This is a genomic window from Flavobacterium humidisoli, assembly GCF_023272795.1.
Classification (GTDB): Bacteria; Bacteroidota; Bacteroidia; order Flavobacteriales; family Flavobacteriaceae; genus Flavobacterium; species Flavobacterium humidisoli.
The window spans coordinates 2,732,234-2,753,006 of the sequence record NZ_CP096829.1 but is presented as its reverse complement, the minus strand read 5'-3'; the positions used below and the strand labels follow the sequence as shown (position 1 = coordinate 2,753,006).

The 20,773-nt window shown below is 35.1% G+C and carries 9 protein-coding genes; 3 read left to right on the top strand and 6 right to left on the bottom strand.

Features of this window, described 5'->3' with window-relative positions; all coding sequences use genetic code 11:
* Nucleotides 1–429 precede the first annotated feature (429 nt).
* Together M0M44_RS11660 and M0M44_RS11655 are read right to left on the bottom strand one after the other, a co-directional pair.
* On the bottom strand, nucleotides 430–1,329 hold the full coding sequence (locus M0M44_RS11660; protein WP_248729915.1) for an RloB family protein: 900 nt from the start codon (nucleotides 1,327–1,329) through the stop codon (nucleotides 430–432).
* 3 nt (nucleotides 1,330–1,332) lie between these two features.
* Complete coding sequence (locus M0M44_RS11655) at nucleotides 1,333–2,637, bottom strand: AAA family ATPase (RefSeq protein WP_248729914.1); 1,305 nt, start codon at nucleotides 2,635–2,637, stop codon at nucleotides 1,333–1,335.
* An 821-nt stretch (nucleotides 2,638–3,458) separates the two neighbouring features.
* On the opposite strand from M0M44_RS11655, the gene M0M44_RS11650 reads away from it, so the two are divergent.
* Together M0M44_RS11650 and M0M44_RS11645 are read left to right on the top strand one after the other, a co-directional pair.
* On the top strand, nucleotides 3,459–3,617 hold the full coding sequence (locus M0M44_RS11650) for a hypothetical protein (protein ID WP_248729913.1): 159 nt from the start codon (nucleotides 3,459–3,461) through the stop codon (nucleotides 3,615–3,617).
* A gap of 325 nt (nucleotides 3,618–3,942) precedes the next feature.
* On the top strand, nucleotides 3,943–4,146 hold the full coding sequence (locus M0M44_RS11645; protein ID WP_248729912.1) for a hypothetical protein: 204 nt from the start codon (nucleotides 3,943–3,945) through the stop codon (nucleotides 4,144–4,146).
* 741 nt (nucleotides 4,147–4,887) lie between these two features.
* Here the strand turns inward: M0M44_RS11645 and M0M44_RS11640 are convergent.
* Nucleotides 4,888–6,108, bottom strand: a complete 1,221-nt coding sequence (locus M0M44_RS11640) for a hypothetical protein (RefSeq protein WP_248729911.1) — start codon at nucleotides 6,106–6,108, stop codon at nucleotides 4,888–4,890.
* 1,633 nt (nucleotides 6,109–7,741) lie between these two features.
* On the opposite strand from M0M44_RS11640, the gene M0M44_RS11635 reads away from it, so the two are divergent.
* Entirely contained in the window at nucleotides 7,742–7,930 is a 189-nt protein-coding gene (locus M0M44_RS11635) for an IS3 family transposase (RefSeq protein ID WP_248729910.1), read from the top strand.
* A 167-nt stretch (nucleotides 7,931–8,097) separates the two neighbouring features.
* Here the strand turns inward: M0M44_RS11635 and M0M44_RS11630 are convergent, their stop codons facing one another.
* The 3 genes from M0M44_RS11630 to M0M44_RS11620 form a co-directional block, all read right to left on the bottom strand.
* On the bottom strand, nucleotides 8,098–10,077 hold the full coding sequence (locus M0M44_RS11630; RefSeq protein ID WP_248729909.1) for an OmpA family protein: 1,980 nt from the start codon (nucleotides 10,075–10,077) through the stop codon (nucleotides 8,098–8,100).
* A 172-nt stretch (nucleotides 10,078–10,249) separates the two neighbouring features.
* On the bottom strand, nucleotides 10,250–11,161 hold the full coding sequence (locus M0M44_RS11625; RefSeq protein WP_248729908.1) for a PorP/SprF family type IX secretion system membrane protein: 912 nt from the start codon (nucleotides 11,159–11,161) through the stop codon (nucleotides 10,250–10,252).
* Between the two features lie 42 nt (nucleotides 11,162–11,203).
* Nucleotides 11,204–19,600, bottom strand: a complete 8,397-nt coding sequence (locus M0M44_RS11620) for a T9SS type B sorting domain-containing protein (RefSeq protein WP_248729907.1) — start codon at nucleotides 19,598–19,600, stop codon at nucleotides 11,204–11,206.
* Between the last annotated feature and the right edge of the window lie 1,173 nt (nucleotides 19,601–20,773).

The following is a 20,773-nucleotide window of genomic DNA, read 5'->3' as shown; positions in this document are numbered from 1 at the left end:
CAGTAGCAGATTTAAATACAAATGCTGAAGTTTCTAACCAAACCATTTGAATCGAGTTATTTTGCCCAAACAAATTAACTATACAAAGATAGATATGGTGAATCTTATTCTTTATAATACTCATAGATACTTATGAACCAAGTTATAAACAAGTAACACTTGGACTTCATACTTTTTCACACACACACACAAGAAGTTAAGATGAATTTTTAACCCAACGAATAAAAAGGTTATTAAAAAAATACATTCATTATTTTTTGCCTTCCTATAGTATGGCTGTAACCCTAACATTTAAGAAAATGAAAATCAGTCGGAAAAAATAATGTAGCGAGTTTAATATGTGGGGCGTCTAGTCCAAACTGCTTATTTTATCTTTCGTAATTGACTTTCATACACTCTAATGATTATTGAGTGAGAAGAAGAGGCGGATTATGGGGTACTGTCTACCTCCAGTTTCAAATTTCTGAATTCAATATATATTTCGGGACTTGTAGCAATCCGAGTTATAACTTTTTGGGAAATTTCTCCTGAAAGCACAATTGAATTGACCACAGCTATCTTATTTCTTCTATTATCATAAAAGGCAAATTCATTCCAGATCACGCTTGCGTTACCCACATTTTTGATTTCCGCTTCATAATTTCCTCCGATATCGTTTAACGTAATTTCAACTTTATCAAAAGTTAGGCTATATCCTAATTTTCTATATTCGTAAACTTTATCATCCAGCACCAATTTTTTTACTAGGCTGTCTACATCTGTATAAGGATTCGACTGATATATCGTATTACCTGGATTATTCCTTTCCAACCAATTTCTTAGCCAAGAAGCATTTGCAAATGCCATTTTGGTTTTATCCTCGATTCTCGGATAAAGGTTATAGTCGGATGACTTATCATAATCCGCTAAATATGCAGTGTTGGCTAAAAATTTCTGACTAATGATATCTGCGGACTTTGAAAATGCGGTACTATTTCTTTCAAAATGCAGAAGCACCCATGATTCAAAGGAAATGCTGGAAAAAGCAATATTGACCTTATTGTCTTTTGCTAACTTGAATGCCTCTTCATGTTTGGTGTAGCCGTCTTTATCGAAAACAACCCATAATTCATCGAAGCTTCCCTGGTTAGTAATGGCTTCATTTACCAGACCAACAGCATCTGTTTTTGGCTTTTTGTGTACCATCTTATCAGGATATATAGTAAGTGCAAATGGGTAATGATCGTCTTCTTCCATTATCTCCTTAAGCTTTTCAAAATACAGCGGTTCAGTATTGCTTCCTTCGCAAGCGATAAAGATAGTGGTCTGAGGCTTTCTTTTTTTTGCCATAGTTTATTCGTAGATAAATTCAATTTCCTTTATTTTCGGGTTTCCGCCGAACTTGCCTGACCTATACCATAGCTCAAAATTGGTGTCATCTCTGAGTCCTTCAAATTCATTGGCACAATACATCTCAGAACTTCCAAAATTATTTTTCTGTGCAAACCATATCTGATCTTTTCTGAACACATCTTTATCCAAGAGCGTAACTTCATGTGTGGCAAATATAAGCTGCGCATTTCTGGGATTTGAAATTTTACTGTTAAACAATCGAACTAGGAATTTACATAGTTTTGGGTGCAAGCTGTTATCAAGCTCATCAAAGACAATTACTCCACCGCTATCCAAGGTCTGCAAAATTTTTCCGCCTAGGGCAAAAAGCACTTTCGTACCTGTAGAAGCTTTTTTGTTGAAATCAAATTCTTTGATGCCGACTTCCTTTTTACCGTCAAACAACTTATGATAGGAAAATGTCTTGACCTTGTTGTTTTCAAAAAATTCATTAGCAATTTCATCTGGAATTACATTTGGAAGTCTGAAGTCTTCTCTTTTTAATTCCTTAGAAGCAATGCTTTCAATTTTAGTATCTGAAATTCGAATCAGTTTACTTAATCTGTTCTTCAAATTCTCATTTTCCTTTTGAGAAATTAAAACTGATATTTCATTTGCTAATTCAGAAATACTAAACTTATCATAAGCATTCCACACGTTAATATTTGAAAGATATCTAAAAACTGGAGTTAGCTGCTGATGAGGAATATCTATACCAAATTTTGAGAGATAAAGCTGGTTCTTGAATACTTTTTTTGGAATTCTTTTGTCAGTTAAGTTTTTTCCAAGTTGGATTACATCATAATCTTGAGTTTCAGTAAGTTTTCTTTCAAACATATTGGATATCTGCCCTTTAGGGGAAAAGTCCAGTTTCTCATGAACCACTACTTTCGCGTCAAAGGAAACTTCATAATCATATTTTATATGATCTATAATAAAAGAAATTTTAAAATTTACAGGAAATTTCTGAGTATTAACATCCAGTTCAAAAGGTTCGTAACAGTTAATCTTTGGTTTATCAAGCTCAAATTTGTGAGAGTTTTTAATTAGCCATGTAAAGGCAAGAAAAGCTTTTATAAAATTACTTTTTCCGCTGGCGTTAGCACCATATACAACAGCAGTTTTTAGCAGAGAAACAGAATTACCTAAAACAAGATCTGCCTCAAATGTATTGTCAACTTTTGACTTTAAAGCATCAGCTTTCATAGTAAATTCTGCTTTGTCCTTAAAGGACCTGAAATTAGTGCATGAAAAATCTATTATCATAACAATCAATTCAAAATTTGAAACAAATATACAAAAAACAAGAAAATAGGCATAGTAAAACTTACATAACCTATCTGTTCTATACAAAAAAAAAATAACTTTACTTTTTAGTATAAAAGTAAAATCTTACAAAAAAAACAAAATTTAATCACAGCGCAGGGTTTAGCTTTTGGAAAAAACTTTCTGGAAACAGCGATACTGTCGTCTTTGAAGCTTATAACTTGCGAAAAGGTATTAAGGTTCTGTCCTTATAATATTTTTCCAATGACAGGTAAAACAACTACAGTCGAATTAACTGTCGTCCTTAATAGAATTCAAAAATTTAAAATGCAACTATAAAAAGTTGTAAAACTTATCAAACAATTTGATTAAAACTTTAAAAATCCAATCCTTTAACATTCATAAAACATTCTCCAAAAATTTATATTAAAGTTCTGAATGAATGATATCAAAACAAATATAATTACACGAAAACATTCATAGTAATGTTTTAAGTTATACTCTAAAATATATCAATTAACTTAAGAACATTAATTTTTTGATTTTTATTTCTATGAAAACCAAATTTAATATTTGTATGTTTTTACCGCTTTCACATATATTTGCTCAACGAAATTGATTGAAACTCGAGGTACACTTTTTTTTGAGCCTGCTTTCAAATAAAATATAAAGCCTCATTCGTGCTAGGATAATAACAAATTAAAGCGGAACCTCTTCCTCCGCTTAAGGGAGTTTCAAAAAGAAATCTTTAAAAACCTAAAAAATTAAAAAAACAAGTACTTAAATTATTTTCCTTTTTTTTTACAATCGCCAAAAATCAAATGCTATTTGGAAAGAAACGTTTGTCAGGCGATACCACGCGAGAAGATGCCAGCGATGAAGCAGCAGAACTTCTCAAAAAAACAACGTTTAAAGGAGATTGCTGCGGATTTGGTCTGCGCTGCGGCATCGTAAAAAAAACATTGGACATTTTGGAGTAACGGGTAAATTCAAAAAGTATATGCGGCTTACCGTATCCGAGAAACAGGAAATTATCCACATGTTGGTGCGTTCCGAGATTTGCGTGAACAGCACGCGTCAGGAGAGTGGATTATAGCAAAAGCGACTTTTGTAGCTGGTGCCGCAACTATAGCAATTCAAGGATTGATGCCGAAAAGACGAGTATCAAACAGGCAATGGAACAGCATCCCCAAATAGCAGAAGAATCTGGTGGTGGATATTGCTTTGGATAATCTAGAGCTATCTTCAAGGGAACTGGCCTATAAGATAACCGATGAGCAGCAAGTATCCATTTCCGAATCCAGTATGTACCGAATTTTAAAGGCAAGAGGGCTGATTACAGCTCCAGCCCATATTTTCCCAAGTGCAGGTAATGAATTTGCCAACAAAAAAGGTCTTTTTCATCAGATGTGGCAAAACGATTTTAACTGCTTTAAAATTCCAGGTTGGGGCTTGCATTGCCTTAATACGGTTTTAGATTACTGCAGCCGTCATATCGTTCATAGGTAGCTTTGTGCCACCATGAAAGCCGAAGACGTAAAAAGAACCGTTGACAGAGCCATTGTAAAATGTGGGCTGATTACCAAGCCAAAGCCCAGATTATTGTCTGATAACGGTTCGTGCTATATCGCCTCGGAATTGGAAGCCTATCTGAAAGACAATAACCAGATGCCTTAGGTTCACGGCAGGCCTAATCATCAGCACACACAAGGCAAGATTGAACGTTATCACAGAACCATGAAAAACGCGGCAAAGCTCAATAATTACTTCGATCCCGAAGAATTGGAGAAAGCTTTGTCTAACGATACAGCAATCGACGGCATCATGAATCATTAAACAGCTTAACCGTAGCAGATATGTGTTTTGGACGTGGAGAAGCCATTCTAAAAGAACGAAAAAAAACTCAAAAAACAAGCCTATGAAACCCGTAGAAATGAATACCCAATTTTTAAAAACAAAACCAATCAAAAATTAAGTTCATCTTTGAAATAATTAAACAAACATTCCTTTAGAAAAAGTCCAAATTAGTTTGAAGACTTACAATGCAAACTCCTTATCAAATGCATTCGGAAAGCACTATTAAAATGAAAACTTATAAACAAAAAAACAAAAGTAACTTCGAAGCTACTTCCGCCTAAAAAAAGCATTTTTACTATTATTAATCCTGTATCGCTATTCTAGAACTAGTTAACATACTCTAACTTTAGTTAATAAGTTGGAGTATGTTAACATCAAATTAAAAGTTAAAAATTAAGGAAATTTAGTAACTGTAAAATTTGAATTTACAACTTTTATAGTTGTACTTGAGTTACAATTCATTTGTATTCTGATTTTATCACCTACATTAAAATTTCGCAGATAAAATAACCTTTGCGACATAAAACGAACATTATGATTAACAAAATCATCTGCGTCATATGAAACTGTAACCCAAGTCAATCCATTATCTTTACTTACATCCAGCCGAGTATTAAGAAAAAAATCATTATTTTTATTATTTGAATTTTCATAATCCACAGATAACAAAACCTGATAATTACCTGATTCCGCAAAAGTATAATCAGAATCATTAGATAAAACCCCTTTAATCATACCATAAAATTTTATATTATTAAAAGTATTATTAGTTGGAAGAATTTGATTTTTAGAATCAAAAGCTGCTAGATATAAAGAGGGAACAGATTGCACTTCTAGAAATTTATTAGAAGAAACTTTTTCAATCCTATCAGTATCTGAATTAATCAACAATAAATTTTGGTTATTAGGTAAAACTTCCGATGTTGTTTTTACATCTTTAATTACGACATCACCATTCACAGTTAATGCCGCATAAGGATTACTTGTCCCTATACCAACTCTATTATTCGCAGCATCAATAGACAATGTAGCGCCATCAACAGAAAAACCATTTACAGCAGATGACACAAAAGACAGAGTATTATTGCCTTGTGTTACGACAGTTGAATTACTTAAAGACCCAGAACCTTTGTAAAATCCCCCAACACCTGATGCTAAATCATTATTTGCAATACTTGAATCAAGTATCTTTGCGCTTGATACAGCATTATCAGCCAAATGGCTATTTTGAACCCCTAAATTTTTTAACGATACAATCGCATTTCCAGTTGTGTTTGCAACATCAATAGGAGCCGATCCTGTCACTGAGCTAACAGCTAGTGAACTATCTGTAATTAATTTATTCCATTTACTACCGTACCAAAAGTAAAAACCAGGAGTAACATCTGATAGAGACGATGTGTTAAAAATCAATAAACTGTTAACATTTCCATTTGAAATAGTAGTTGTATCTAACGAATTAATAAGAGAAACTCGTGGAATAAGAATACCTTTATCACTGGAAACAATTTCAAGTTTAGAAGATAAATTGGGATTATCAGTACCAATACCTGAATTTTTCGAATAACAAAAAGAGGATAACATTATAAAACATATCAATGTTGTTTTTTTCATATCTAATTTAATTAATATACAGTTTGATTTTTTGGGCAAAAGTAGAAATAAGCTACATTATTAATCTTGCTATTTTCTATTAAAAAGGATTTTTTTACCAAATGTAGCAAACTGATTTTGCCTACTTTTAAAAGATGGGAATGAGTTTGGCATTGCCTAAGTACTCACTCCATAAAAAAACACTTTTTCAGTTTTTAGATTTATTTACAAAAACATTTATAAAATTAGACTTAAAAAATCGAGTACAGAATGCTTTGTTCTTTGATTCGATTAAATCTCTTTCTGGAGTTGCTGCATTCACTAGGACATAAATTTTTAAGACTGTTTAAATAAAAATAAATATCTTAGAATTATAAAAACGAGTGTACAGTGCTGATTTTAAATCATCAGCAGTAAGATTAAGTTATTAGCGGGTAAACATCAAATAATTAGCAAATGAACTAGGAAGCGAGATATAGCGTATTTATAAATGGAGATCCTCTGAAAAAACATTTACTAATACAAAACCAATTATTTCTAAAAAAAACAGAAACAGATTCTTTAGAAGTCAAACAACTTCGAAAAGTTCTTAAGGAAAAAAATTAGAGCTTGAGATATTAAAAAAGGCCGTTTACATCTTTTCCAAAATCGACGGGAAATCTATCAATTCATAGCGAGCTATAAACATTGATATCCTACTGATGGCTGTGATAACTTAGCATGGAGTTCCAGTTGAGAACTAAATCCTAACTTTAGAGCATGAAAGGAAACCGCAAGACTTATGGCCGCAATTTCTAAGAGAAAGCTGTCCAATTAAGCTGCCAAAGAGACAATATCCAACAATCAGAAACCTTTAATAACAAATCCTATGCCGTATAAATGGCGTCAGGATTGCAAAGAATCTGGAACAGGAAGTTTTCCTTGGGAAAGGAAAATTAAAGCTTGGCCCCGAGCAGGAAAAAATCCATCAGCTTGAAAAAAAATTAAAAGAAACAGAATTTGAGCGTGATATTCTAAAAAAGCTATAGGCATCTTTTCCAAGGGAAGCCGAAGTCTTATCTTTTCATAAAAGGCCATAAAAACACTCATTCGATTGAAAAGATGTGCAGAGCTTTAAAAGCCAGCCCAAGCAGCAGCCATAATTGGAAGCTACAGGTTCTATCAGAAAAGACAGAGGAAAACTGCTCTGATAAAAGAAGGAACTGCTTCAATATACTTAATGCTAAACAGCGGTATGGAAGCCCAAGAATTATCCTTGAACTGCAAAGCCAAGGATATCAGATATCCAGAAAGCTTTAGCTACATACATGAGGCGGTTAGGGCTGCACAGCAAATTGAGCAAAAAATTCAAGGCAGCGGCCAATTCAAAACACAATTATTTTGCTGTTGCAAATATCCTAAAAAGGGAATTTGCAGCAGCAGAACCAGCAGAAGCTTGGTTTTCAGACATCAGACAAAGGATGGATTTTTATATCTGACCATCATTTTAGATGTATTTGACAGAAAGACAGCCGGCTGGAGTTCAAGCAACAGACTAAACAGTAAACAAACTGTATTGAAGGCTTGAAAATGGCAGCAAAGAACAGGACAATTGCAGACGAATTAATATTCAATTCTGACCGAGGTCCCAACATGCCAATAAAAATTTGCTGATATGTCGGACTCTTATAAAAATATCACAAGAAGCAGAAGCCGTAAAGGAGACTGCTGGGATAATGCGGCTGCTGAAAGTTTTTTCAAGCCTTTAAAAACGGAATTGGTTGATGGAAGCAAATTGCTTTCTAGAGAACAGATGAAACTTGAAATTTTTGACTCGAGCGTAAGAGAACAGGCGAAGCAATAAATCGAAAATTTGTCACAATAAAAAAAAAAGGCATTCGGCTTTGAACCATAAAACAATTGAAGAATTTAATAAACTGGCTAATTACAAAAATGCAGCTCAACTTTTTCTACAGTTTTTGTTTGCATATCCAGAGTATTATTTCAAATTAAAACATTTGTAATACATTATTAATTTTTAATAAGATGTACTATAAATTCTGAGCGTCTGTTTAATTGATGCTGTCCTTTACTACACATTACATTATTGAAACAATTATTAATCAAACGAGTTTCACCATAACCTTTTCCTTTAAGGCGTTCCTTATTAATGCCATGTGCCACAAGATAATCTACAGTTGATTCCGCTCTGTTTTCTGATAATTTCATATTTAAATCATCACGTCCCCTGCTATCCGTATATGAATTCACTTCTAAAGAAAGGTTTGGCCTCTCCATCATTACCTTAACAATTTTATTTAAACATGCTTTGGAAGATTCTCTAATTTCATATCCATTATAATCAAAATAAATCGGATCAAGCTTTAAAAGATTATTTAAATCAGAACCTTGTTCAATTGTCAATTTCTTATCATCCACCAAGACTTCCATTTCATTAAGGAATAGCTTGGAACATTCTCTTTTTTCGGCTGGCTTTAATGATTTAACATCTTCATGTAATTCGGTAAGGCCAGCTTTTTTGTAAATAAATTTATAATCTTTATAAGGGTTTAAGCTTATTGAATATTTACCATTTTTATCACTATATATTGTTTTTAATCGTTCATTTACAGCATTAAATACTTCAATTGAGATACCTTCAATTGGTTTTTCAGTTCCATGATACTTTAACGTACCAAAGACAATTGGATTAATATCAAAGTCAAAAACTAAAGGTTTGTTTTCAATAAATCTATAAATATCATCATTCCCTGTTCGGTTTGAAGAAAAAAAACCTTCTTTAGTGCTATTTTGAATTATATAAGCAAAATCATCATGATTTGAATTTACACCATCTCCCACATTTAATAAATGATAAACGCCTTTATCATCTTTTTGAGCAGCAAACACGTCAAGACCTCCAAAACCAGCGTGTCCGTCTGACGAAAAATATAGAACTCCTGAATCATCAACAAATGGATATGTTTCTCTCCCTAAGGTGTTAATTTCATCAGGAAGTTTAGTGACTTCAGTTCCTACAAAACCTTCTTTTGAAAGACTTACAACATATAGATCTGAATTACCAAACGAATTATACCTGTCAGAAGAAAAATACAATTCAGTTTCGTCAGCATTTAACGCGGGATGTCCGGACGAGAAACCATCACTATTAATAGGGTAAGGCAACTCTTTAACATTTTTCCATTCCCCACCAATATTCTCAGCTGAATAAATTTTTAATCTAGAAATACCATTTTTGTCCTCAAGAAGTTTACCTTCTATATAATTATTTCTAGTAAAAAACATTTTTTTGCCATCCTTTGTCACCGTTGGACTGCTTTGATGATATTTTGTATTAACATCTCCTTTTAAAATTACTTGATTACTCAAACTTCCGTCATCTGCAATATTGGCAACGTACAACTTTAAAAATGATTTTTCATTCCAACTGTGTTGCCGCTTTATGAAGGCACTTGTATCACGTGCTGAAGCGTATATTAGTTTATTACCATTATATAATGCACTTCCAAAATCTGACGAAGAGCTGTTTATTTCAATTGGATTTATAGTATAACGACCAGAATATTTTTGAATGCCATTGAATAAATTAAATTCACTCCAATTTTCAGTTAAACCTATCTTTCCTACTTTTGAATAATATATATTTATTACATGTTTAGCTTCCTGATACTTTTTTGCATTATCCAAACATTGAGCATATCTCAAATAATATTCAGGAATTATATTAGGCTCCATATCTATCGCTTTTGAATAACAATTCATAGCTTCAGCATAGTTACCATTAAAATAATAAGAATTACCTAGTTTAGTATAAAGTTCTATCGAATTATTTCCTGTTTTTAATTCTTTTTTATAGGATTTTATCGCCTCAATAAAGGCAAAGTTATCATAATAATTATCTGCTTTTTCCGTTTTTTTATGCTGCGCATTAGCTTGTAAAGCAAAAACAATAAACAATCTAAATGCAAATTTTAGCATCTTAATAACCATAATACTTTGGGTAAATAATAATTATAAGAATCTAATATTAATCTTACTCTACATTTATAAGTTCACAAGAGTCAAAATAATTAACTAAATATGATTAAAAATGTTAAAAGTTTAAAATTAGATTCAAACTAATAAATAAAATAGATAAGCAATATTTCTTATGCTCAAATTGTTAAAAAAATCTTGGTGATATAACTTTACTTGTACGCTGAAAGATTTCATACCGCAAAAATATTTCATGTGAACCTGAATTATAGTTTGCTAAATTTGTTGTATCCAAATCATAACCATATCCTATATATACATTGTCTTTGATTTGAAAACCTGCCATACCGCTCAAGGAAGCACTCCAACGATATGACAGTCCAAATACAAACTTTTCAAGAAACATAAAGTTACCCGATAAATCAATCTGTAAGGGGGCACCCTGCACGAATTTAGCCAAAAAGGCAGGCTTAAATTTAAGACTACTAGACAAATCGTATATATAACCTCCAATAAAATAATAATTAATCCTTTCCTTATAAATTGCGATATCATTTGTATTATAGTGATTATTTTCTATAAAATTTGGCACAGATAATCCTAAATATAAATTATCTGAATGATAATAAACTCCAGCCCCAATATTTGGGGAAAAAACATTATCTAAATTTTGGAATTGGGGATCCGACTGATCTGCAGGATTAAGCTTACTTACATCCAAATTAAATATATTTGCAGTTGCCTTAACACCAAACGAAAGTTTAGAATCTAATGAAGTGGATATAGTATAAGATAAATCGCCAGAGATGCTACTTTCATTAGAAGGGCCAATTTTATCATTTATAACCGAAATACCAACACCTAAATTACTATAATTTATTGGGGAATTTACTGAAAAACAATTGGTCTTAGGAGCGCCATCTAGCCCTACCCACTGAGAGCGATACAGCGCCAAAACACTCATTACTCCTCGACTACCAGCATATGCCGGATTAATATTAATAGTATTATACATATACTGAGTAAATTGTGAATCTTGTTGACTATACGTAACAAGTGATACTATTATCGCTATAACAGAGAATATTTTTGTTTTCATTTTTTTTAAATTGGTGATCATACTAATCAGCCTATATAATAATTATCTTGATATATATAAGAATCCTGATTTCTCTTTGACAGTTCCACTGCTACTATTATTTTTGTATTTAATAACATAATAGTACGTTCCATTTGGCAGTAATTCATTTCTATTAATAGTTACACGCCCTTGAGATAATCCTACAAAAACTTTTGAGCTATTGTTATAACCGGAAATTTCAAAAACTAACACTCCCCAACGATTATAAATTTCAACCTTATTATCTGGATAATCTTCTATTCTATCAATTATAAAAGAATCATTGATACCATCACTATTAGGTGAAAAGGCGTTATGAACTAAAATATCACATGAAGAAGAAATATCACTAAAATCACATGGGTCTTTAATTACAATAGAAACTGTAGCCGTCGAACAGTTGTTTATATTTACAACATCACAGATAGTATACTTCAAATTATAATTTCCTACAGGACTACCTATTGGAATAATAATTTTACCCGACGAATCAACTACAAGCCCCTTCAATCCATCAGAATACACAATAGATAAGTTTAGTTGTGAACTATTAGCTAATCCATTATTAATTATATCATTCGATAAAACATCCAAAACAGCTCCCTTTGATGAATCAATAGGATCATTAACGAAATTATCATTAGTTGCCACAATTTTCGGAGCAATAACATTAACCGTTAAAATAGCTTGATCACAAACTGATGTAGACTCTGATGCGCATATTTCATATACCAATGTATACTTGCCGACTGGAGTTCCAGCATTTAAATCTACAGAACCATCGTTATTTAATGAAATACTTCCAGTTTCATCGGGTATAATCACTTTAATTTTTACATTTTCTGCATTAGCACTAACCGAGTCAATAAAGTCATTACTTAGAACATTGATAACATCTCTAACACCATTAATGCCATCAATAGAATCAACATAATCATCAGTAGCAAGAATAATTGGTGCGACAGGCAATGATTCATTTTCAATTGTAATTGTTTGAATAAAATCTGAACTTACGTTACCACAATCATCACTTACATTCCATTTACGTTCCCTTATATAATCACAATTACCATTAATATTTATTGTATTGTCCTCTAATAAATGTAAATTTAAGTTTGTAGAACAATTATCAATTGCAGTAGGAATTAATTTTAATGCTTTTGTAAGACCTTCTTTATCAGCACATTTTAATACCACATCTAACTCACCTACAGTTTGCAATATGACAGGTTTGGCCGTATCTTGAACCGTGATGGTTTGGGTATGCGCAGTTGAATTTCCGCACTCATCCGTTGCTGTCCAAGTTCTATCCAAGGTGTAATTACCCGCACAGCTTCCCGCTGTTTTAACTTCATTGTAACCCACTGTAGCAGTACCGCAATTATCCGTTGCCGTTAGTGTCGCTGCTGTTGGAATAGCACTACACTCCACTGTTACATCAGAAGGCAGTGCCTCTACAAAAACAGGTTTGGCCGTATCTTGAACCGTGATCGTTTGGGTATGAGAAGTTGAATTTCCGCACTCATCCGTTGCTGTCCAAGTTCTATCCAAGGTGTAATTACCCGCACAGCTTCCCGCTGTTTTAACTTCATTGTAACCCACTGTAGCAGTACCGCAATTATCCGTTGCCGTTAGTGTCGCTGCTGTTGGAATAGCACTACACTCCACTGTTGCATCAGAAGGCAGTGCCTCTACAAAAACAGGTTTAGTGGTATCTTGAACCGTGATCGTTTGGGTATGCGCAGTTGAATTTCCGCACTCATCGGTTGCCGTCCAAGTTCTGTCAAGGGTGTAGGAACCAGAACAGCTTCCAGCTGTTTTAACTTCATTGTAAGCCACTGTGGCTGTACCGCAGCTGTCCGTTGCCGTCAGTGTCGCTGCTGCTGGAATAGCGCTGCACTCCACTGTTAGATCAGAAGGCAATGCCTCTACAAAAACAGGTTTAGTGGTATCTTGAACCGTGATCGTTTGGGTATGCGCAGTTGAATTTCCACACTCATCGGTTGCCGTCCAAGTTCTATCCAAGGTGTAATTACCCGCACAGCTTCCCGCTGTTTTAACTTCATTGTAACCCACTGTAGCAGTACCGCAATTATCCGTTGCCGTTAGTGTCGCTGCTGTTGGAATAGCACTGCACTCCACTGTTACATCAGCAGGTAATGACTCAACAAAAACAGGTTTGGTCGTATCTTGAACCGTGATCGTTTGGGTATGCGCAGTTGAATTTCCACACTCATCCGTTGCTGTCCAAGTTCTATCCAAGGTGTAATTACCCGCACAGCTTCCCGCTGTTTTAACTTCATTGTAACCCACTGTAGCAGTACCGCAATTATCCGTAGCCGTTAGTGTCGCTGCTGTTGGAATAGCACTACACTCCACTGTTACATCAGAAGGCAGTGCCTCTACAAAAACAGGTTTAGTGGTATCTTGAACCGTGATCGTTTGGGTATGCGCAGTTGAATTTCCGCACTCATCCGTTGCTGTCCAAGTTCTATCCAAGGTGTAATTACCCGCACAGCTTCCCGCTGTTTTAACTTCATTGTAACCCACTGTAGCAGTACCGCAATTATCCGTTGCCGTTAGTGTCGCTGCTGTTGGAATAGCGCTGCACTCCACTGTTGCATCAGAAGGCAGTGCCTCTACAAAAACAGGTTTAGTGGTATCTTGAACCGTGATGGTTTGGGTATGCGCAGTTGAATTTCCGCACTCATCCGTTGCTGTCCAAGTTCTATCCAAGGTGTAATTACCCGCACAGCTTCCCGCTGTTTTAACTTCATTGTAACCCACTGTAGCAGTACCGCAATTATCCGTTGCCGTTAGTGTCGCTGCTGTTGGAATAGCGCTGCACTCCACTGTTGCATCAGAAGGCAGTGCCTCTACAAAAACAGGTTTAGTGGTATCTTGAACCGTGATGGTTTGGGTATGCGCAGTTGAATTTCCGCACTCATCCGTTGCTGTCCAAGTTCTATCCAAGGTGTAATTACCCGCACAGCTTCCCGCTGTTTTAACTTCATTGTAACCCACTGTAGCAGTACCGCAATTATCCGTTGCCGTTAGTGTCGCTGCTGTTGGAATAGCACTACACTCCACTGTTGCATCAGCAGGTAATGACTCTACAAAAACAGGTTTGGTCGTATCTTGAACCGTGATCGTTTGGGTATGCGCAGTTGAATTTCCGCACTCATCCGTTGCTGTCCAAGTTCTATCCAAGGTGTAATTACCCGCACAGCTTCCCGCTGTTTTAACTTCATTGTAACCCACTGTAGCAGTACCGCAATTATCCGTAGCCGTTAGTGTCGCTGCTGTTGGAATAGCACTACACTCCACTGTTACATCAGAAGGCAGTGCCTCTACAAAAACAGGTTTAGTGGTATCTTGAACCGTGATCGTTTGGGTATGCGCAGTTGAATTTCCGCACTCATCGGTTGCCGTCCAAGTTCTATCCAAGGTGTAATTACCCGCACAGCTTCCCGCTGTTTTAACTTCATTGTAACCCACTGTAGCAGTACCGCAATTATCCGTTGCCGTTAGTGTCGCTGCTGTTGGAATAGCACTACACTCCACTGTTACATCAGCAGGTAATGACTCTACAAAAACAGGTTTGGTGAAGTCCTCAACGGTGATCGTTTGGGTATAATCCCTAAATTGCCCACATTGATCCGTTGCTACCCATGTTCTCTCTAGTACATACCTACCTGGACAAGAAATAGCTCTTTTTACTTCATTATAAGCCACTGTAGCAATACCACAATTATCCGTTGCCGTTAGTGTCGCTGCTGTTGGAATAGCACTACACTCCACTGTTACATCAGAAGGCAGTGCCTCTACAAAAACAGGTTTAGTGGTATCTTGAACCGTGATCGTTTGGGTATGCGCAGTTGAATTTCCGCACTCATCGGTTGCCGTCCAAGTTCTATCCAAGGTGTAATTACCCGCACAGCTTCCCGCTGTTTTAACTTCATTGTAACCCACTGTAGCAGTACCGCAATTATCCGTTGCCGTTAGTGTCGCTGCTGTTGGAATAGTACACTCCACTGTTACATCAGCAGGTAATGACTCTACAAAAACAGGTTTGGTGAAGTCCACAACGGTGATCGTTTGGGTATAATCCCTAAATTGCCCACATTGATCCGTTGCTACCCATGTTCTCTCTAGTACATACCTACCTGGACAAGAACTAGCTCTTTTTACTTCATTATAAGCCACTGTAGCAATACCACAATTATCCGTTGCCGTTAGTGTCGCTGCTGTTGGAATAGCACTACACTCCACTGTTACATCAGCAGGCAATGCCTCTACAAAAACAGGTTTAGTGGTATCTTGAACCGTGATGGTTTGGGTATGCGCAGTTGAATTTCCGCACTCATCCGTTGCTGTCCAAGTTCTATCCAAGGTGTAATTACCCGCACAGCTTCCCGCTGTTTTAACTTCATTGTAACCCACTGTAGCAGTACCGCAATTATCCGTTGCCGTTAGTGTCGCTGCTGTTGGAATAGTACACTCCACTGTTACATCAGCAGGTAATGACTCTACAAAAACAGGTTTGGTGAAGTCCACAACGGTGATCGTTTGGGTATAATCCCTAAATTGCCCACATTGATCCGTTGCTACCCATGTTCTCTCTAGTACATACCTACCTGGACAAGAACTAGCTCTTTTTACTTCATTATAAGCCACTGTAGCAATACCACAATTATCCGTTGCCGTTAGTGTCGCTGCTGTTGGAATAGCACTACACTCCACTGTTACATCAGCAGGCAATGCCTCTACAAAAACAGGTTTAGTGGTATCTTGAACCGTGATGGTTTGGGTATGCGCAGTTGAATTTCCGCACTCATCGGTTGCCGTCCAAGTTCTGTCAAGGGTGTAGGAACCAGAACAGCTTCCAGCTGTTTTAACTTCATTGTAAGCCACTGTAGCAGTACCGCAATTATCCGTAGCCGTTAGTGTGACTGCAATCGGAATAGCACTACACTCTACTGTTACATTACTCGGTAATGACTCCACAAAAACAGGTTTAGTGTTATCCCCTACATAGATAATTTGGGTATGCGTGGAAGCATTTCCACATTCATCGGTCGCTGTCCAGGTTCTATATAAAATGTAAAAACCAGTACAACGTCCTACTGTTTTTACTTCATTGTACGTTACTAGAGCTGTACCACAATTATCCGTAGCCGTTAGTGTTACTGCTGTTGGAACTGCATCACAATCTACAACTACATCAGTCGGTAATGCCTCTACAAAAACAGGAGCAATTTTATCTTCAACTTGAAAATTTTCATAACAATTAACAGTATTAAGTATTACATTTTCATTAGAATCACGAATCCCATTTCCATTTGTATCATCATACTCATTCAAGGTATATGTTCTAGTTACAGAACCCGAACAACTATTAGGAAGAGTGGAATTACTGGCTGAAATTTCAATAATACCACAAGTTGTAAAATCTAATCTACCATCACCATTACCTAAAGCCAGAAATTCTTGCTTAGTTATTTTATTTTTATTAGGAATTTCTGCAAAACAGCTGACTTTATTACTAACAAAAGTCGGACAAACCACACCCGCAGGGAAAGTGCCTTTTAAAACATTTACATTATTTAATAATAACCCACTACAAGATTCATCTCCTCCAATAACCTTCACTCTAAATAAATCACCTTTATTTAAAATTAATGAACTAGGCAAATCAATAACTAAATCTCCTCCATTCCCATTAGCAATTAAGCGAGGGATAAATGAGCTACCAGAACTAGAAAGAATTTCATAAAGAAACCTGCTATCTTGAGTATTAAATATAGTAATGCTTTTATTAGAATTAGGATCGCATAAATCAATATTTGATACTTTTAATGTTAAAATTGGATCAGGAATTACTTCAACTGTAACACTAGAACTGTAATGATCCTTATTTCCGCAACCTAAACTAGGCTTAAGGGAAAAATCAGCAGTATATACCGTTGTCACCGCAGGACTAACAGAGATAGGCGAACCACTGCCGACTATGTTTCCCTTATCATCTTTCCATGTAACATCATATAAGCTTGCGGAACCGTCTATGAAATTTAAAGATATAGGACTATTTGGACAAACTATAGACCTAGATGCATTTGCACTAGGAAGACTAGCCACATTCGTCAATTCGAAAGATTGATCAAAAGAAATACAGCTATCACTAATTCTAGCAAAATAGCTTCCCAAAGGAATATTAGAAAATGTATAAGAGTTTTGAGGACTAAGGATGTTAAATGGTCCTTGCAAAGGAGTCGCAGGATTTGAATTACTATACAAACTAATAGTTAATGGATAGACAACAGTACCGGAAGATAAAGTAACTATAGCAATACCTCCAGTGGAATCACAAAGCACTGTTGAAACCTTAGCAGAAGGAGCTACATAAGGTTTTACCGTAACAGGATACAAGTATTCAAAAGGTCCTGATTTTTTCAAACAAGCAGAATAAGATTGAACACCGCCGATGGCCTGAACATTAGTAAATCTTATCAAATAATCCCCAGAAGACAAATTTGAGAAACTACCTTTAAAAAAATTAACTGTACCAGAAGAAGCACTATTTGCAACCAAAGCGCCAAGACCGCCTGAAGCATTTTTTTTATACAAGGCTACATTAACAGGAAAACCAATATTAGACGGATTTAAATTATAATCTATATTACTTGAATTAATGCAACCGTCAATAACTGTAAATGTAGGATTATAATGAGTAGGCTTACTCAATTTTATATTAAATGTCTTACTCAAACCATTAACAACCGTACACCCATCACTTATCTCGACAATATAATCACCGATAGGCAAATCACTTATTACCGTAATATTACCATTAACAGAATTATATGATCTTACAATTGGAAAATCAACATTATAAGATGCAGAAAGCGAACCAGGCTGACTTGCATTAACAACAACACTTGACTGACCATCAAGACGAGAAATTTTTATTGACACAGGGTTCTGAAAAGCTGCGTTTGGCTGTTGAATTCTTATAGACGAAGTACCCTCTATTACAGAAGTGCCTTCGCTGACAGAAAATCCATCAAAAGCGTTCCCAGTAGAAGTGACACTCATTAGCCTAGTAACTGTATGACAATTATCGGAAGCCGTAATTCTATATAGTCCCGGACTAGCAACAGTCCATAACGTGTTTGAATTGGCGAGCGCAGAAGTAAGCTCGCCGGTCACATTCAAAGGGTTATCAGCAGGATAAACTCCTCCAGGCAAAACTTCAGTATTATCTAAAACATGCCAAACATCTGGATTTGTTGAAATTCTTCTTTCAAAAACCAGACTATTCTTATTACAATAATAAATATTTCTATTTCCATCCAAATCCTCATATCCCAAAACCTGAATCTGATACCTTACAGAACAACTTGACAAATCGGGAACTGTCGCAAATCCAGTAATCAAATAATTATTATTCATTGCCACTTTAGAAGTTTTAGTAATAACATTACAACCGTCATTAAAACTAACTTTTACATCTAAGCCATTAACCAACTTAGGCCGACCTGAAATACTTGAATCGTAAAAAACCCTATTATTAGCATCATAGCTCAAATCATATGAAACACCACCAATAGTTATAGTTGAATTACCTGGTTGTTTCAAAGTTGTAAGACCAGCCGGAGTATAATTAGACAAATTAACATACAAAATCGGTTCATCACATTTTCCAGAACTACAATCTCTTATAAAATTAAAAGACCTACCTCCAAAAGACAATGGAGTAGCATTATTAGAAGCAATCACTTGAGATTGCTTCACGGTATATGAACATCCAGACTGACCATTACCCAAATCAGTAACAGAGATAGAGACTGTTTCGCCAGCATCCATTCCTAAAAAAGTGTGAGTTCTATCTGCAGCTGTAGCGCCTTGTGAAAGAAAAGATTGAGAGCCTAAAACAGAAATCACGTCATATCTAAAAGGTCCAATACCATTAGCTACGTTTACAGTAAGAGTTCCATCAGGACTATATAAAGTTCCAAGTTTACTACAAGTTGGAGCTTTACTACTAGATGTAATAACAACTGGAACATAAGAAGAAGTTATAATGACAGGATTCCCAGAATACAAAATAGTTGACAAACCATTTGTTAAAGCAACATTATAATTATCTGGCTGCAACGAATTAAAAACAACAACACCTCCTAAAACTGGAACTGATTGCACCACCACACTTCCATCGGAAACTTTTCTCAATTCCGCACGCCAACCATTGCAATTTACTGATGCTGGAACATTAACCGAAATAGATCCATTCGCAAAGCAAGTTCCGTTAGTTTTTGCAACTGTAAAGGAAGCTGTTGAACATTGAGCAAATACACTTGTAAAAGTAGCTAATAAGAAAAAAAAGAAACTTAAAATAAATTTAAAAAAACTACTCATTTTTTTGATATAATTAATTAAAAAAAGTTAACCACGCAAATCGTTAACAAAAACAACGTCAATAATAATTTAAAATATAAAAAACAGTAGGGCCTTAATTAGTCTACAGTTTTTTTTATATTTTAAGTATTTAAAAAGTCAATATATTTTTAGTGAAAAGCGAAAAAAATCTGTTTTAAAAGCCATAATTCATTAAACAAACCAAAAGCAATAAAGAAATAAGTCAATGCAAATACAACTACTTTAAACGCATAATTTTAAATTGCAAAAATACCCTTATAACGCCGATTAAAGCAAGTATTACAGCACTTAGTTAGTACCAAAAAAACATTTTTGACAAAAAACAATACTAACTGCTATGCAGCAAAAAAAAAGACTAATATCAAACTGCATATGCAAAAAAACTGGAGAAAAAGTTAAGCTGCATTTTTGTAATTAGTCTATTGAATTCGTCAATTGTTTTGTGATTCAAAGCCCAATGCCTTCTTTTGCTATGCCAAATTTTGATGCATTGATTTATGGCCGCTGCTTGGCCTGGATTTTAAAGCTCTGCACATCTTTTCGATCGAATGAGTGTTTTTATGGCCTTTTATGAAAAGATAAATTATCGGCCTCCCTTGGAAAAGATGCCTAAAGCTTTTTTAGAATATCACGCTCGAATTCTGTGTTTTTTTTCTAGCTCATGGCCTTTTTCCTGACTGGGGCCAAGCTTTAATTTTCCTTTTCCGGGAAAATTTCCTATTCCAGATTCTTGGTAATTCTGCGGCAGCTTAATTGGGCAGCTTTCTCTTTAAAATTGCGGCCATAAATCTTGCGGTTCCCTTTCATGCTCTAAAGTTAAGGTTTAGTTCTCAACTTGAACTCCATGCTAAATTAGCACATCCAAAGTTAAAATGAGTAAAAAAGTAGAACTAACAATATAGGGATATAAAAAAATGTTTTCAAGAACTATATGCTGTCACATTAGATTTTTTTTTCAAAAATTTCCATTTTTTGTCTTTGGAAAGCAATTAAATAAATCAATAAACAGCAGCTTAATTTAATTACAAAATGCAGCTTAACTTTTTCTATACTTAGTTTTGCAAACCCAACTTAAAACTGCAATTCCTATTAATTGATTTACTAACTAATGCGCTTTATGTTATGGCTTTTCATGCAATGGATTTACACTGC